This is a genomic window from Pseudoxanthomonas mexicana, assembly GCF_046736355.1.
Classification (GTDB): Bacteria; Pseudomonadota; Gammaproteobacteria; order Xanthomonadales; family Xanthomonadaceae; genus Pseudoxanthomonas_A; species Pseudoxanthomonas_A mexicana_B.
In genome coordinates this window covers 2,114,972-2,127,661 of sequence record NZ_CP157201.1, presented here as the reverse complement: position 1 = coordinate 2,127,661, position 12,690 = coordinate 2,114,972, and the positions used below count along the sequence as shown (strand labels likewise).

Annotated in this window: 12 protein-coding genes; 6 read left to right on the top strand and 6 right to left on the bottom strand. The window is 71.5% G+C overall.

The genetic code is table 11. The annotated features are described in order from the left end of the window. Nucleotide 1: 1 nt before the first annotated feature. From clsB to AAG688_RS09730, 3 genes are all read left to right on the top strand, one after another. A complete protein-coding gene (gene clsB, locus AAG688_RS09740) occupies nt 2–1,210 on the top strand; it encodes a cardiolipin synthase ClsB (protein WP_411832070.1) in 1,209 nt (402 codons plus the stop codon). After that, nucleotides 1,207–2,388 (top strand): lysylphosphatidylglycerol synthase transmembrane domain-containing protein, encoded by a 1,182-nt coding sequence (locus tag AAG688_RS09735; protein ID WP_411832069.1) that lies wholly within the window; start codon nt 1,207–1,209, stop codon nt 2,386–2,388. Before clsB ends, AAG688_RS09735 begins: the two co-directional genes overlap by 4 nt. A gap of 129 nt (nt 2,389–2,517) precedes the next feature. Next, complete coding sequence (locus AAG688_RS09730; protein ID WP_411832068.1) at nt 2,518–3,147, top strand: hypothetical protein; 630 nt, start codon at nt 2,518–2,520, stop codon at nt 3,145–3,147. A 116-nt stretch (nt 3,148–3,263) separates the two neighbouring features. On the opposite strand, the gene AAG688_RS09725 is transcribed toward AAG688_RS09730, so the two are convergent. From AAG688_RS09725 to AAG688_RS09715, 3 genes are all read right to left on the bottom strand, one after another. After that, complete coding sequence (locus AAG688_RS09725) at nt 3,264–3,905, bottom strand: DUF4142 domain-containing protein (protein ID WP_411832067.1); 642 nt, start codon at nt 3,903–3,905, stop codon at nt 3,264–3,266. 127 nt (nt 3,906–4,032) lie between these two features. Further along, complete coding sequence (locus AAG688_RS09720) at nt 4,033–6,042, bottom strand: protein-L-isoaspartate(D-aspartate) O-methyltransferase (RefSeq protein ID WP_411832066.1); 2,010 nt, start codon at nt 6,040–6,042, stop codon at nt 4,033–4,035. Between the two features lie 6 nt (nt 6,043–6,048). Beyond that, the gene (locus AAG688_RS09715) at nt 6,049–6,765 is read right to left on the bottom strand and encodes a BON domain-containing protein (protein ID WP_411832065.1); all 717 of its coding nucleotides are present in this window, start codon (nt 6,763–6,765) and stop codon (nt 6,049–6,051) included. Nucleotides 6,766–6,952: 187 nt separating this feature from the next. Here AAG688_RS09715 and AAG688_RS09710 point away from each other — a divergent pair, with 187 nt between their 5' ends. Further along, complete coding sequence (locus AAG688_RS09710; RefSeq protein ID WP_411832064.1) at nt 6,953–7,198, top strand: hypothetical protein; 246 nt, start codon at nt 6,953–6,955, stop codon at nt 7,196–7,198. Between the two features lie 76 nt (nt 7,199–7,274). Next, complete coding sequence (locus AAG688_RS09705; protein ID WP_411832063.1) at nt 7,275–8,897, top strand: FMN-binding glutamate synthase family protein; 1,623 nt, start codon at nt 7,275–7,277, stop codon at nt 8,895–8,897. 96 nt (nt 8,898–8,993) lie between these two features. Here the strand turns inward: AAG688_RS09705 and AAG688_RS09700 are convergent, their stop codons facing one another. From AAG688_RS09700 to AAG688_RS09690, 3 genes are all read right to left on the bottom strand, one after another. Next, nucleotides 8,994–10,142, bottom strand: a complete 1,149-nt coding sequence (locus AAG688_RS09700; protein ID WP_411832062.1) for a PLP-dependent cysteine synthase family protein — start codon at nt 10,140–10,142, stop codon at nt 8,994–8,996. A gap of 169 nt (nt 10,143–10,311) precedes the next feature. Further along, entirely contained in the window at nt 10,312–10,746 is a 435-nt protein-coding gene (locus AAG688_RS09695; protein WP_411832061.1) for a c-type cytochrome, read from the bottom strand. A gap of 7 nt (nt 10,747–10,753) precedes the next feature. Beyond that, nucleotides 10,754–11,134, bottom strand: coding sequence for a c-type cytochrome (locus tag AAG688_RS09690; protein WP_411834979.1), 381 nt, complete (start codon nt 11,132–11,134; stop codon nt 10,754–10,756). Between the two features lie 350 nt (nt 11,135–11,484). Here AAG688_RS09690 and AAG688_RS09685 point away from each other — a divergent pair, with 350 nt between their 5' ends. Further along, nucleotides 11,485–12,633, top strand: coding sequence for an efflux RND transporter periplasmic adaptor subunit (locus AAG688_RS09685; RefSeq protein ID WP_411832060.1), 1,149 nt, complete (start codon nt 11,485–11,487; stop codon nt 12,631–12,633). Nucleotides 12,634–12,690 lie beyond the last annotated feature (57 nt).

Sequence of the window (12,690 nt, the reverse complement as noted above, 5' to 3'; positions counted from 1 at the left end):
GATGCGCACGGGGCTGTCGTGGCGCGACGGCAACTGCGCGCGGCTGCTGGAGAACGGCGAGGAGTTCTTCGCGCGCGCGTTCGAGGCCATCGACGCGGCGCGCGAGGAGATCCTGCTGGAGACGTTCATCCTGTTCGAGGACGCGGTGGGCCGCGAGCTGCACGGCAGGCTGGCGGCCGCCGCGCGGCGCGGCGTGCGCGTGGACGTGCTGGTGGACGGCTACGGGTCGCCGCGCTTCTCGCCGGACTTCCTGGCCGGGCTGGCTGAAGCCGGCGTGCGCCTGCGCACCTTCGATCCGCACCGCACGCTGCTGGGACTGCGCCTGCACATCTTCCGCCGCATGCACCGCAAGCTGCTGGTGGTGGACGGGCGGGTCGCCTTCTGCGGCGGCATCAATTTCTCCGCCGATCACCTCGACAGCTTCGGCCCGCGGTCCAAGCAGGACTATTCGGTCGAACTGGCCGGCCCGGTCGCCGCCGACATCCGCGCCTTCGTTGCCGACGGTGTCGCGTCGCGGGCGGACGCGGGCGGGCACGCGCCGGCGGCCGGCGGCGCGCAGGCCGCGCTGGCGCTGCGCGACAACCATCGCCACAGCACCGGCATCGAGCGCGTCTACCGCGAGGCGATCCGCGCGGCGCGCTCGGAGATCGTGATCGCCAACGCCTATTTCTTCCCCGGCTACGGTTTCCTGCGCGATCTGCGCCATGCCGCGCGCCGCGGCGTGAAGGTGACGCTGATCGTGCAGGGCGAGCCGGACATGCCGATCGCGATGATTGCCGCGCGCTCGCTGTACCGGGACCTGCTGCGCGAAGGGGTATGCATCCACGAGTACGGCCGGCGGCCGTTCCACGGCAAGGTCGCGCTGATCGACGACGACTGGGCGACGGTGGGATCGAGCAACCTGGATCCGCTGAGCCTGTCGCTGAACCTGGAAGCCAACGTCTTCATCCGCGACCGCGATTTCAACGCGGAACTGCGCGCGCGGCTGGAGCGGCTGCGCCGGCGCCACTGCCGCACCATCGAGGCCGACGGCCTGCCGGCGCGCGCCGGCTGGCCGCTGCCCGGTCCGCTGCTGTACCACGTGCTGCGGCGCTTCCCGGCCTGGGCCGGGTTGTTGCCGGCGCATGCGCAGAAGGTGGTGGTGCTGGCGCCGTGCGGGGACACCAGCCCCCCGGATGGCGCCGATGACTCCAGGATGGCGGACGCATGAGGCGACCGCGCGGCCGCTGGCGCCCGCGCGTCGCGCGCGCGTTGACGGTCGCGATTTCCCTCGTCGTGCTCTTGCTGCTGGCGCGGTACGCGCGCTCGCTGGACTGGCCGGCGGTCGGCGAGGCGCTGCGCGGCTACGGCGCCGGCACGCTCGTCTGCGCACTGGCGCTGGCGGCGGCGAGCTACCTGCTGTACTGCGCCTACGAACTGCTGTCGCGCCGCTACGGCGGCCACGGCCTGCCGGCGGCGCGTACCGCGGCCATCGGCTTCGTCAGCTACGCCTTCAGCCTGAACCTGGGCGCGCTGATTGGCGGCGGCGGATTGCGCCTGCGCCTGTATACGCGCAACGGCGTCAAGGCGGTCGAGGTGGCGCGCGTGGCGCTGTTCGCGGTGGCGACCAACTGGCTGGGCTACCTGGCGCTGGCCGGCGGTGTGCTGGCCAGCGGCGCGATGCCGTTGCCGGCGCGTTTCGGGTCGTCCGCAGGATTGCAGGCGCTGGGCGTGGCGATGCTGCTGGCGGTGGCGGCCTACCTCGGGGCCTGCGCGCGCTGGAGCGGCCGCGGATTGAGCCTGCGCGGCCATGCCTGGACGCTGCCGTCGCTGCGGATGGCGCTGCTGCAGTTGCTGCTGTCCTCGCTCAACTGGCTGGCCATCGCCGGCATCCTGTTCCTGCTGTTGCCGGGCGAGGTCGGCTATCCACGGGTGCTGGGCGTGGTGCTGGTGGCCGCGGTGCTGGGCGCGCTGATGCACGTGCCGGCCGGGCTGGGCGCGTGGGAGGCGGCGTTCCTGGCGATGCTCGGCGGGCAACTGGGCAAGCCGGCGGTGGTCGCCGCGCTGCTGGCCTACCGCGCGATCTACTACCTGCTGCCGCTGCTGGCCGCGCTGGCGCTGTACGCGCTGCTCGAGGCGCGGCGCCGGCGGCGGGGCGCCGCCACGGTCTCTTCATCGCGGCCGGTCCAGCATCGCCGGCATGCAGGCTGGCGGGAGGACGCCATGAACGGGATTTCCGGACGACAGGATCCGTTGCGGCCCGATGCGGCGCCCGGCCCGGGCGAGCAGCCGGGCAAGCGCGACAGCGAGCGGCGCAACGATCCGGAGCAGCAGGCCGGCGCGCGCGAAGGCAAGCGCGAAGGCGCCGCCGCCGCGCGCCGCGGGCCGCGCCGTGAGTCGCCGCCTTGACGCTTGCCGCTCCGTCACCCGTCCTTGCCGCGCGATCGGGATGATGGCGATGCACGCCCTGCATCCGTGCGGCGTGCGCAATCCATCCGGCGCGGCATCCGCGCATCCATAGAACGAAGGAGAGGCAGCATGCGTTACCGGTATCTCGCGATCGCGATGGCGTTGTCGGTTGCCGCCTGCGGACAGCAGGTCGGTGCGCCGGCGTTGGGTGACGACGAGGCGCGCGCGACCGATCCGCCCGCCGCGCCCGTGGCCGTCGAAGGCAGCGCGCTGCCTTCGGCGCCGGACCAGTCGTTGCTGCTGCAGGGCGCGGGCGAACCGCCGTACCTGGTCGATGCGGCCGGCAATGCGCTCTACGTGCTCGAAGGCAACCGCGACGGCGGCAAGTGCGACGCCGCCTGCCAGGAAGTATGGCCGCCGGTGATCGCGTCGGACGCGCGGCCAGGCGTGGCCGCGGGCGTGCGCGGCGAGGCGGTGGCCAGCATCGCCGGGGCCGACGGCCGCCAGCACGTCACCTACAACGGCCAGCCGCTGTACCGCTATGCCGGCGACCAGGGCGCGGGCCGCACCGCCGGGCACGAGGTCAGCGACAAGTGGGGACAATGGCGCCTGATGGGTGTTCATGGCGAAACGCTGACCCGGCCACCGCAGGCCGCGCCGGCGGATCGTCCGCCACCGGGCGTCGCGCCGATGCAACCGGGGACGCAGGCGGCGGCGCCGGTTTCCGATGGGCGGACCGCCGGTTCCGCCGGGGACTGAGCGGTTCCTTGGCGATAGCGGATTTGCAAAGCCCCTCTCCCGTGTGCGGGGAGAGGGGTTAGGTGAGAGGGTGCGAAACCGGGTGATGGAAACCGTCGCGTGATCCGCGCAAGGCATCACCGGGCCGGCAGCCCGCCCAGCAGGGCCTGGGCCTGCTCCAGGTGGGCCGCGACGTGGCCGCGCGTGGTGGTCAGGTGCTCGCGCACCGCGTCGCTCTCGGCCGCCGGAATCAGATCGTTGTCCAGCGCCGCGAGCGCCTCGGTGTGGTCGCGGACCATCGCTTCGACGTAGGCGCGGGTATAGCCGGCGTCGGCGCTGGCGCCAAGCTGCTCGCGCGCGGCGGCGGCCTTGTCGCGCTGGGCGATGGCCGCGGGCGCGGCAGCATCGGGATTGAAGCGGGCGGTCTGATCGCGGTTGCGCGAGTGCTCGTCGATCATCCGGCGCGCATAGGCGGCCACGTCGTCCGGCAGCGTCCTGGCCAGCGCCTGCTCGGCGGTGGCGATCTCGTGCTCGTTGATGGCGTTGAGCACGCCCAGCGCGCCGCGCTCGGCTTCGCTGGCGGCCACGCTCTCGCCGGCCACCGGCGTCACCGCGTCCTCGGGCGGCCCGGCGGGCGGAATGGCGGGCGCGCTGGCGGCGGCCGCTTCGGTCTCGGCGTTGGCGGCGATGGTCGCCTCGCGATCGGCGGCGCCGCGATCGCAGGCGCCCAGCAGGCCGGCGACGGCGAGCGCCGGCAGCAGTTTGACGAGGGTGTTCATGGTGTCGTTTCCGGTGGGGCGCGGAATGCGCTCCCCGACCATGCGGGCGCCGGCGTGAAGCGGTTGTCTAGCCGCGCACCCGGTTGCCGCGGCACGCATGACGGCAAAGCGCACGCCAGGCCCCGGTTCATTCGCCGAACGGGTACGTGTCCGGCATGCCGGCCTCGTGGCCATGAGGGGGCAGGGCGTCCACCGCGCGGGTGCTCCCGTACCAGAGGTAGGCGTCGAACTGGCGCGACAGCGCGGCGCTCGCGTAGTGGCTCTGGCGCTCGGAATGCGGCCGGTAGATGACGCCGATGAAGCGTTCCGGCCTGGGCGCGGCGAGCGCGGCGTGCAGGCCGTTGGAGGCGGCGGCGTGCAGTTCCACCATGCAGTCGCAGACCCCGGCGCGGTGGAACAGGTGCTCCACGCTGTCCGGCAGGGAAGGGCGCACCTGCATGATCCGCATCGGCTCGTCCCAGTCGTCGGCGGCCGCGACGGTGCCGGCATGGGTGCCGAACCCGATCAGCACCGCGTGCTCGCCCCACTTCTGGCGGCACAACTGGCCCAGGTTGAGTTCGCCGCGCACGCGGCCCATGTCGGTGTGGCGCGCGTCGCCGATGTGCGAGTTGTGCGCCCACACCACGGCGCGGGCGTGCTCGCCATGCGCTTCCAGCAGGCTCTCCAGCGTCTGGAACATGTGGCGGTCGCGCACGTTCCAGGCCTCGGCGCCGCCGCGGTACATCGCGCGGTAGTAGGACTCGGCGTTGCCGATCAGGCGGGCGTTGTGGCGGGCATCGAGGAAGTCGTCGCCGTCGCGCGCGCTGTACTCGGACTGCTTTTCCAGCAACAGCTGCAGCATCTGCAGGACCGGTTCCTCGCAGCGGGCAAGGCCCTCGCTGGCCACGGCCAGGCCGTAGCCTGCCGGATCGTGCGCCCACGGCGACAGGCAGCCGTAGCGCGATCGCGCCAGCGCGGCCGCGTCGGGATCCACCGATTCGAGGTAATCGACCACTGCGCGGATCGAGCGGTGCAGGCTGTACAGGTCCAGTCCGTACAGGCCGGTGCGCTGCACCTGGGGCAGCGCGGCGTTGTGCGCGGCCAGCCAGTCGACGAACCGCTCCATCTCGCGGTTGCGCCACATCCACTGCGGGAAGCGCTGGAACGGCGGCGCGGCATCCGGCGGGGCGGGCCGGCCGCGCACGCGCCGATCCAGCGCGGCCGCGTCCGGCCAGTCGGCCTCGATGGCGACGATGCGATAGCCGTGCTCGCGCACCAGGTGGCGGGTGATCGCGTCGCGGGCGCGGTAGAACTCGGATGTGCCGTGGCTGCATTCGCCCAGCAGCACCACCCTGGCCAGCGCGAAGCGCTCGAACAGGTCCGCGAAAGCCTGCGAATCGACCTCCGGCAGCATTTCCGCCGCCCGCCGGATGAGCGCGACCACCGCGTCGTCGTCGATGGGCGGCCCGGCGGCGGCATCGGTGGAGGACGCATCCCCGCCGCCCTGTGCATCGTCCCATCCTTCGCGACCGATCAACGGCACGAAGCGCACCTCGCCCAGTTCCTCCTCGCGGTAGTCGTCCTCGCCGAGCCGGGTCACGCGCAACAGGCGCTGGCGATCGCGCGCGTCGCCGACCGGGATGACCAGTCGCCCGCCGATGCGCAACTGCTTCAGCAGCGTGCGCGGCACCGCCGGGCCGCCGGCCGCGGCCACGATGGCGTCGAACGGCGCGGCTTCCGGCCAGCCGGCGGTGCCGTCGCCCGTGCGCAGCTCGATGTCGCCGTAGCCGAGCTCGCGCAGCCGTTCGCGCGCGGCCTGCGCGAGTTCGGGAATGCGCTCGATGGCGTGGACCCTGGCGCCCATTTCGTGCGCGACCGCCGCCGCGTAGCCGGAGCCGGCGCCGATGTCGAGCACGGCATCGCCTTCGCCGATGCGCGCGGCGTCGAGCATCAGCGCGACGATGTACGGTTGCGAGATGGTCTGTCCGTGCGCGATCGGCAGCGGCGCGTCCTCGTAGGCGCTGGACTGGAATCGCACGGGCACGAAGCGTTCGCGCGGCACCGCGCGCATGGCCGCCAGCAGGCGCGCATCGTCGAGGCCGCGCCCGGCGACGTGGCGCAGCAGCATGCGTTCGCGCGCTTCCTGCCAAGGATCCAACGCGGCCTACTCGGGCTTGCGCGCGGGCACGAACGGCGAGACCGGATCGCTGGCGGGGAAGGTTTCCTCCAGCGCCTGGTCCTGGTGGCGGTCGGCCTGCGCTTTCGCCTGCGCGTCCGTGGCCGGGCTGGCGGAAGCGGGCGCGGACGCGCTGTCGCCGGCACGCGCGACGCGGATCTCGTTGCGGATTTCGCCGGAAGAACCGCCGCAGTCCGCGGCGATGTCCTCGGCGCGGTACTTCATCGCGCGCGTGGGCACGCTGCCGGCGAGCGTGATCACGCCGGCGACGACGGTGACCTGGAGGTCGCTGGCGTCCACGTAAGGATCGTCGGTGAGCCGCTCGTTCAGATCCTCGTGGATGCGGGCATCGGTCCGGGCGAAGCCGCGCGGGCCACGTCCGCGGTAGCCGCGTTCGCCGTCGCGTCCGGATTCATCGCGCGACCAGGGTTCCTGGTAGCCGTAGCCGTGGCTGGCGGTGCTGCGCGCCTTCCTGGCCGTGCCCGGGCCGAAGTCGCTTTCGTCGAAGGCGGTGGTCCCGCCGATGCCGACGCCCGGGCCGTGCCGCCGGCGATTGCGCCGATAGTGCGCCCGGGCCTCGTCCTCCCCGTCGCGATGACGGCGCTCCTCCCACCACTGGCGGCTGGCGCCGTAGAGCCGTGAGCCCAGGTCGCGCAGATCGGCCAGCGTCGTGCGTATCTCGTCTTGCAGTTGGTTGCGGTCCATGAATGCGGTCCTCGTCGAACGTGGATGGCGTGGTGCGCCGACCGTATGCGATCGGAAGTAATCCGGATGTGTTGGCGGCGAGGCGGCGGAGGCAGGTGCCTTTCACATCGGCGATGCGTGGCGGCGCCGATACTTGGGCGGGAGCGATGCATGGCCGGCGCGACGCCGGCCGGAACGGAGGAAACCGATGAGAGTCCTGCCCCTGCTGATCCTGGCGCTGGCCGTGGCCGGCTGCGATCGCCGTTTCAGCGATCAGCCCGACCCGCCCGATGCGCCGGGCCCGGACCGCGAGGACATCGTCGTTCCCGCGCCGGCCGGCACCGAACAGCAGGGGACGACGCCGCGCTCCTGCGACGGCAAGGTCGGCGACGAACTGGCCGCGTGCATCTCGCCGCAGGAACAGCCGCAGGAAAGCGAGGATCAGGAACTGTAGGCGCGGGCGCGGCGGGCATTCCGCGCGAGGACGCGATGCGGCATGCTTGCCGCCCGTGTTCCTGTCCGGAGAGCCGATGATCCGCTACCTGGCCTATGCATCGAGCATCGCGCTGACGCTGTTGGCGCTGCTGCTGGCCCTGCGCTGGCCGGGATGGATATGGGGCGCGGCGATCTTCGGCGCGCTGGCCGTAGTGGGGACCGTCGATCTGCTGCAAAGGCGCAGCACCCTGCGCCGCAACTATCCGCTGCTGGCGCATTTCCGCTACGGGCTGGAGTCGGTCGGGCCGGAGATCCGCCAGTACTTCATCGAGGGCGACACCGCCGAGGTGCCGTTCTCGCGCCAGCAGCGCGCGCTGGTCTACCAGCGCGCCAAGAACGTCAGCGACGTGGTGCCGTTCGGCAGCCAGCAGGACGTCTACAGCGTGGACTACGAGTGGATCAACCACTCGCTGATGCCGGTATCCATCGATTCGCACGATTTCCGCATCGTCGTCGGCGCGGGCTGCGCGCAGCCCTATTCGGCCAGCGTGTTCAACATCTCGGCGATGAGCTTCGGCTCGCTGTCGGCCAACGCGGTGCGCGCGCTCAACGAGGGCGCGCGGCGCGGGCGCTTCTTCCACGATACCGGCGAGGGTTCCATCTCGCCCTACCACCGCGAGCATGGCGGCGATCTGGTGTGGGAGATCGGCTCGGGCTATTTCGGCTGCCGCGACGCCAAGGGCGGCTTCAGCGAGGAGCGCTTCGTCGAGAACGCGCGCTCGCCGCAGGTGAAGATGATCGAGGTCAAGCTGTCGCAGGGCGCCAAGCCCGGCCACGGCGGCATGCTGCCGGCGGCCAAGGTGACGCCGGAGATCGCCACCACCCGCGGCGTGCCGGTGGGCCACGACTGCATCTCGCCGGCGCGGCACTCGGCGTTCTCCACGCCGGTGGAGCTGCTGCGCTTCGTCGCGCGCCTGCGCGATCTGTCCGGCGGCAAGCCGACCGGGTTCAAGCTGGCCATCGGCCATCCGTGGGAATGGTTCGGCATCGCCAAGGCCATGCAGGAAACCGGCCTGCTGCCGGACTTCATCGTCGTCGACGGCGCCGAGGGCGGCACCGGCGCGGCGCCGGCCGAGTTCATCGATCACGTCGGCGTGCCGATGCACGAGGCGCTGCTGCTGGTGCACAACACGCTGGTCGGGTTGGGGCTGCGCGATCGCATCCGCATCGGCGCGGCCGGGCGCATCACCAGCGCCTTCGACATCGCCCGCACGATGGCGCTGGGCGCGGACTGGTGCAACGCCGCGCGCGGCTTCATGTTCGCGCTGGGCTGCATCCAGTCGATGAGCTGCCACAACGACCGCTGCCCGACCGGCGTGGCCACCCAGGACCCGGTGCGCGGCCGCAACCTCGACGTGGCCGACAAGGCGGTGCGCGTGCAGCGCTTCCACGACAACACGCTCCGGGCGCTGCGCGACCTGCTGGGCGCGGCCGGGCTGGAGCATCCGCAGCAGTTGGGACCGGAACACATCCTGCGCCGGGTCTCGCCGATCGAGGTGCGCTCGCTGGCCTCGCTGTACCGGTTCGTGCAACCAGGCGAACTGCTGCGCGGCATCCCCGATCATGCGGTGTTCCGCGATTTCTGGGCCGCTGCGCGCAGCGACTGCTTCAGCCCGCCGGCGCGGGTCAGCGCGCTGTGCGACACCAAGGATCGCTAGGGCGTCTCAGGCCACTGGGTACAGCGGAGCGAGCTCTGTTCCGCGATGATGGCCGCCGCAAGTGGTCAAGGCGCGCGTTCGTGGCGCGCCTGCCGATCAGTCCAAGCAGCCGGGCCGCATCTGCGCCAGCGACACGCCCGCCAGCGCGTCGCCGCGCACCGCCGCGGCGATGATTGCGTCGGCGCGCTCGATGTCGATGCCCTGCTGTGCGTACCACGCCGGCGAGTAGTAGCTGTGCGCATAGCGATCGCCGCTGTCGCACAGGATGGTGACGATGGAGCCGGCCAGGCCTGCCTCGCGCATGCGCCGGGCCGCTTCCAGCACGCCGACGAAGTTGGTGCCGGTCGAGCCGCCGACGCGGCGGCCGAGGCGGGCGCTGACGTGGCGCATCGCCGCCAGGCTCAAGGCATCGGGCACCTTGACCATCGCATCGACGCATTGCGGGATGAAGCTGGCCTCCACGCGCGGGCGGCCGATGCCCTCGATGCCCGAACCGACGGCGAGCACGCGGCCGCAGTCGGGCCTGCCTTCGACGCAGCCGCGGTAGTAGTCGTAGAACACCGAATGCTCCGGATCCACGCACAGCACGCGGGTGTCGTTGCGGCGGTAGCGCACGTAGCGCCCGAGCGTGGCGCTGGTGCCGCCGGTGCCGGCGCCGCAGATGATCCAGTGCGGCACCGGGTGCGGTTCCTGCGCCATCTGCTTGAAGATGGATTCGGCGATGTTGTTGTTGGCGCGCCAGTCGGTGGCGCGCTCGGCGTAGGTGAACTGGTCCATGAAGTGGCCGCCCAGTTCGCGCGCCAGCCGCGCCGACTCGGCGTTGATCGCGCCCGGGTCGTCGACCAGGTGGCAGCGCGCGCCCTGGAACTCGATGGCGGCGATCTTCTCCGGCGAGGTGCAGGTCGGCATCACCGCGATGAAGGGCAGGCCCAGCAGGCGGGCGAAATACGCTTCCGACACCGCCGTCGATCCGCTCGAGGCCTCGATCACGGTGGTGCCTTCCTGCAGCCAGCCGTTGGCCAGCGCGTACAGGAACAGCGAGCGCGCCAGCCGGTGCTTGAGGCTGCCGGTGGGATGGCTGGACTCGTCCTTCAGGTACACGTCGATGCCGGGGTGGCCGGGCATCGGGAACGGAATCAGGTGGGTGTCGGCCGAGCGGTTGAAATCCGCCTCGATGGTGGCGATGGCGCCGGCGACCCAGTCGCGGGCCGCGGTGGAGCATGAAGCGGGGAACAGGGCTGGCATGGGCGGCGCTCGGTGAATCCGTCTCGGGAATCGCTCCGGTCCGGCAGGCCGGAAGCGGTATGGATTATGGCCCAGCACGCGGCCAGGGATTCGAGCGGACTCCCCCGGCCGGGCGAACAAAAGAAAACGGAGCCATGCGGCTCCGTTTTCCGGGCCATGCAGGCGGCCGTCAGTAGACGCCGTGCAGATCCCTCAGCTGGCTCGGGCGCGAACCGAAGTAGGCCGACAGATCGGCGATTTCCTGATCGGTCAGCGACGTGGCCTGCGGGGTCATCAGCGCGTGCTGGCGGCGGCCGCCGCGGTAGTCCTGCAGCGCGTGCGCCAGGTAGTCGGCGTACTGGCCGCCGAGCTTGGGGTAGGTGCCGTCGATGGGCGCGTTGCCGTCGGCGCCGTGGCAATCGATGCAGCTCTGGCCGGTGGCCTTGCCCTTGGCGTTGGCCAGTTGCTCGCCGACGGCGATGCGGCCTTCGGGCAGGCCGGCGGAGCTGGAACGGGCTTCGGCGGCCGGGTCGGCGGCGTGGTCCTCGTTCTTCGAACAGGCCACCAGGGCGAGGGCAGCGAGCAGGGCGATGGCTAGACGCTGGGCGTGCTTGGCGTTGGGCATGTTCGGATTACTTGACGGTGGAAAGGAAGGCCGCGATGTCGGCGATGTCCTGGTCGGAGAAGCTCTCCGACTGCGCCTGCATCGTCGGATGCTTGCGGGTGCCCTTCTTGTACTCGCTCAGGGCCGCGACCAGGTACTCGTTCGACTGGCCGCCGATGCGCGGGACCTTGTAGTTCGGGTAGGCGTTCTTGTAGCCAGTGACGCCGTGGCAGCCCTGGCAGGTGTAGGCCAGCAGCTTGCCGTTGTCGGCATCGCCGGCCAGCGGGGCGGCCGGGGCCGGGCTGGCGGCCGGTGCGTCGGCGGGGGCGGGGACATCCTGGGCATTGATGGCGGCCAGGGGCAGGGCGGTGGCCAAGGCAAGGCAAGCGGCGAGCGGCAGCGGTCGCATCATGTCGTAATCCGGATCTCTCAATTGCGCGCGCACCGTCCATCCGGGCGCTTGGCTGGGGGGAGTATAGCCCGCGATCCGCGCAGGCCGCCATTGGCTGAACGAGGGCTGCGCGCTTGAGCTTTGTCCTTGACAATGGAGCCATGAGCGGCCACCGACCCGGCGGACGGCCGTGGCGTTCGCAACCGGCGCTGGAGGCGATGTAGCCGATGGCAACCTTCCGTCGCCATCCTGCATCCGGTCAAAAGACTCCCTCGCAAGTCACCATGACCTTCGGCGCATGGCGTGGCTGGATGGGTGATATACCTTGATACAACACCTAACAACAACAACAGCCACGGTCCCGAACCATGCCACGAGCCAGCCATTCCCGCCGCCCGCTGCCCCAGCGCCTCATCCTGGTCCCGGCGTTGCTTTTCGCCGTGTTGGCGCTGGGCGCCTGCAAGAACGGCGGCCCGGCTTCCGAAGCCCAGGCCAAGCCCGGCGACGCCGCCAAGTCCGCCGAGGCGGTGCCGGTGGAAGTGTCGGCGGCCAGCCGGCGCGCCATCGCCGCCAGCTACGCCGGCACCGCCGCGCTGGAACCGCTCGCCGAGTCCCAGGTGGTCGCCAAGACTTCCGGCGTGGCGCTGGCGGTGCTGGCCGAGGAAGGCCAGGTGGTGCGCGCCGGGCAGCCGCTGGTGCGGCTGGATCCGGACCGCGCGCGGCTGGCGGTGGCGCAGAGCGAGGCGCAGATGCGCAAGCTCGAGAACAACTACCGGCGCGCGCAGCAACTGGTCGGCCAGCAGATGATCAGCGCCAGCGACGTAGACCAGCTCAAGTACGACCTGGAGAACGCGCGCGCGCAGTACCGCATGGCGTCGCTGGAGCTGTCCTACACCACGGTGACCGCGCCGATCTCCGGCGTGGTCGCCTCGCGTTCGATCAAGACCGGCAACTTCGTCCAGATCAACACGCCGATCTTCCGCATCATCGACAACTCGCGCCTGGAAGCCACGCTCAACGTGCCCGAGCGCGAACTGGCCACGCTCAAGGCCGGCCAGCCGGTGCAGTTGCAGGCCGACGCGCTGCCGGGCCGCAGCTTCCAGGGCGTGGTGGACCGCATCGCGCCGGTGGTCGATTCGGGCAGCGGCACCTTCCGCGTGATCTGCGCGTTCGACGGCGGCGACGAATTGCAGCCGGGCATGTTCGGCCGCATCCGCATCGACTACGACCAGCGCGCCGACGCGCTGGTGGTGCCGCGCGTGGCGCTGCTGGACGACGGCGAGCCGGCGGTGTTCGCGGTGCGCGACGGCAAGGCGGTGCGGGTGCCGGTCAAGCTGGGCTACACCGAAGGCGAGTGGACCGAGATCCGTGACGGCCTGAAGGAAGGCGAGCAGGTGGTCACGGCCGGCAAGGTCGCGCTGCGCGACGGCACCGCGGTGCAGCTGATCAACGCGGCGGCCGACAAGGCCACCGCGACGACCAAGGCCAAGGTCGAAGCCGACGGAAGCAAGCAATGAGCCACCACCATTCCGAACCGCGCGGGCCGGGCGCTTCCGGCTGGCAGGCGAACGCAC